The 2,426-nt window shown below is 56.1% G+C and carries 4 protein-coding genes and 1 pseudogene; all 5 read right to left on the reverse strand.

All coding sequences use genetic code 11. The annotated features are described in order from the left end of the window. Positions 1-210: hypothetical protein (locus tag WCJ41_RS21520; RefSeq protein WP_336907887.1), on the reverse strand; the 210-nt coding region annotated here is incomplete at its 3' end. A gap of 248 nt (positions 211-458) precedes the next feature. After that, the gene (locus tag WCJ41_RS21525; protein ID WP_336907888.1) at positions 459-593 is read right to left on the reverse strand and encodes a hypothetical protein; all 135 of its coding nucleotides are present in this window, start codon (positions 591-593) and stop codon (positions 459-461) included. Continuing rightward, entirely contained in the window at positions 590-808 is a 219-nt protein-coding gene (locus WCJ41_RS21530) for an addiction module protein (protein ID WP_336907889.1), read from the reverse strand. Before WCJ41_RS21530 ends, WCJ41_RS21525 begins: the two co-directional genes overlap by 4 nt. Positions 809-1,072: 264 nt before the next feature. Continuing rightward, positions 1,073-1,252: pseudogene (locus tag WCJ41_RS21535) on the reverse strand (macro domain-containing protein); the annotation flags it as partial. Beyond that, positions 1,249-1,962, reverse strand: coding sequence for a hypothetical protein (locus WCJ41_RS21540; RefSeq protein WP_336907890.1), 714 nt, complete (start codon positions 1,960-1,962; stop codon positions 1,249-1,251). The gene WCJ41_RS21540 and the pseudogene WCJ41_RS21535, both read right to left, overlap by 4 nt. Between the last annotated feature and the right edge of the window lie 464 nt (positions 1,963-2,426).

Below are 2,426 nucleotides of genomic sequence, written 5' to 3' on the forward strand. Positions count from 1 at the left end.
GCGAAGCAGCCGCCATACCACGATCAGAAACGCGGGGAGGCACAGGAACAGGCCAATGTTGAGCGTCCAGAACTCTTGGCCGATCCTGCCGATTACGTCGTACCAATCTAGACTGCCAATCGGATGCTTGGCAATAAACCAGCACACGTGGGAGAGCGATCCCATCGTGAGCTTGAACGCGACAAAGAAGGGCAGGCCGCGCAGAAACAAGCAAACGATTTCATGGGTCGATTCTCCGGATTCACGGCGAGGGAAAGGGTCTGTCGGCTTGGACCGAAATCGTCTTCAGCAGATTCCCCCGCGACTTCAAACCTCTTGCGAATCCAGAGTGGATCCCGCCGGGCATCAATCACCGCCACCACGAGCAGCACGCCGCTGCTCAAGGAGCAGTAGATGCAAAAAGGGAACCTCTTCGACAGAGCACGTTGATACCCGTACTCGACCTGGTGGATGCCGCCTTAGTAGGCGAGCGACTCAATGTCCGCGATCAGGCAACTACGGAAATAGTCGCCAAGCCCGGGCGACTGCCGCTCATAAAACCAATAGCCTTCGGCGATATCAGCTTCGGCATCAGATGCGATGCTGACGATCATCGGCCGAGCTGCATCAAGCGGGCCTTCGCATCAGGCCATGCAGAAATCGTCGCGCGTCCATCCTCAAGGCGACGCCTGCGCTCATCCAGCACTTCGCGGTGCCACTCTGGCGACCTCACATCGCAAGGGCGAGCGCACAGGCTTTGCCATACGGTTTCGAGGAGTTGGACCTTCTCGGCAACCGAGAAAGTCTCGATCCGGATATCGACGGACATGTCAACCTCCTGCAACGATGTCCAGTGTACCGGATCAACTGGGCATGCCCAGCTACCGGCCCTGCATGGCTAACAGCCCGGCTGGTATCAAGGCAGGGGCAACGTCAGGCACGAGGATTCTCTCACAAGACTTGGGGCAGGGTTTGGGGAGGGGGGCAAGCCTTATGCCAACTTGCGGCTCGCTCATGCAAAACAAAAAAGGGCCCTGAATCTCAGGGCCCTTTCTCTTTTTTCTTCGAGCATTCAGAGCGGAGGGCATGGGGCTAACTTCTGACACGCCTCGACAAGTTTCGGGCCCGCTGCTCGAAATATCGCCCCACAGACACCACCGCCAGCCAGCAAGCCCTCGTTGGCCGCATTCACGATGACGTCTACTTCGAGCGTCGTGATGTCTGCGATGTAGGCTCGGGCTTTGGCGTGGGCAGTATCTATTGCGGCCGCTATCGCTTCTTTCTTTTTGGCGGCTTCTTTCCGGAGGGCTTCTTGGGCGACGTCTTTTTTTTGACACTACTGGCCTTTTTCGCCGGCTTTGACTTCTTTGCCTTGGAGACCGGGGCTTTCTTTTTTCCGGGCTCTTGCATGCCTTTGTTGGCTACCTTTTTCATCGTGGCCGCAGGGTCATTTTTTCTCTTGAGCCGTGCTTCCCGGCGTGCTTCGATGTAACTCCGAAGATCAGTGGCTGAAGCCGCATTCTTTCTCTTGAGTCCTGCTTCCCGGCGTGCTTCGAGTCGAGCCTTTAGTTCATCGGGCGTCATCTTAGCTTTGGCGTCAGCCCGAGCTTTTCTCTTTGCGTCAAACTTTTCTTTTATTTTCCTGAATCTTCTCGAGGCCGACTTGGAAACGGGGATATAGGGTTCACCGAAACACCATTCTTCATGATCGATACAGGGCCAAATAAGCCTTGCGTACGCCTGATAGCAGTCTGCCCACTCCTCAGCCAATTCAATGTCCATCTTCGAGGCAACTGCGTCACACGTTGAGCAAGTGGCCGCCATAGTGACGATCAGCTCGTCAGGCATTTTGAGTTTGTTCACCGCCGAGTGATGCGAAATCGTCTTGCTCCCACGAAACGACGTCACTGTCACTGGGCCATCAGCGTATCGCAACGCCATACCTGCACCGCGGATTTCATTCGCCAAATCTTCACGTTTCATGGAAGGCTTCTCCGTAAATGCCTGCTGCAGCTGACCGCCATCGCCAAGCCGAAAAGTGGCTGCGAGGGGAGCCAGACTTCGCGAGGGTTATAGCAAATCGCCGATGGCCAGCATGACTGGTGCGGATCGGAAAGAGGTTTTCTGCGGGGGGCGGCGAACGAGGTCTTGATATCTAAAAAAAGCCGATTTCGCGGGCATATTCCCTGAAGGACGTTCTGCCGTCAGGGCTTTGGGGCGGCGTTCGTCTTCAAGATATCAAAGCCCACCTCGCCCATCTGGAGTCCCCGCGTGCAAATCCACATTCAACTCATTCCCATTTCCGGCCCCGACCAAGTCCCAGCCGGCCCCGATCCTCCCGAGAACATCTACCACTACACCACGGGCACTCGACTCAAACAGATCATCAACTCAGGTGCCATCAACCCAACGACCGCCAAGATCGAGCCGCACGAGAAGCCTGTCGC

The organism is Aestuariivirga sp. (genome assembly GCF_037139295.1).
GTDB lineage: Bacteria > Pseudomonadota > Alphaproteobacteria > Rhizobiales > Aestuariivirgaceae > Aestuariivirga.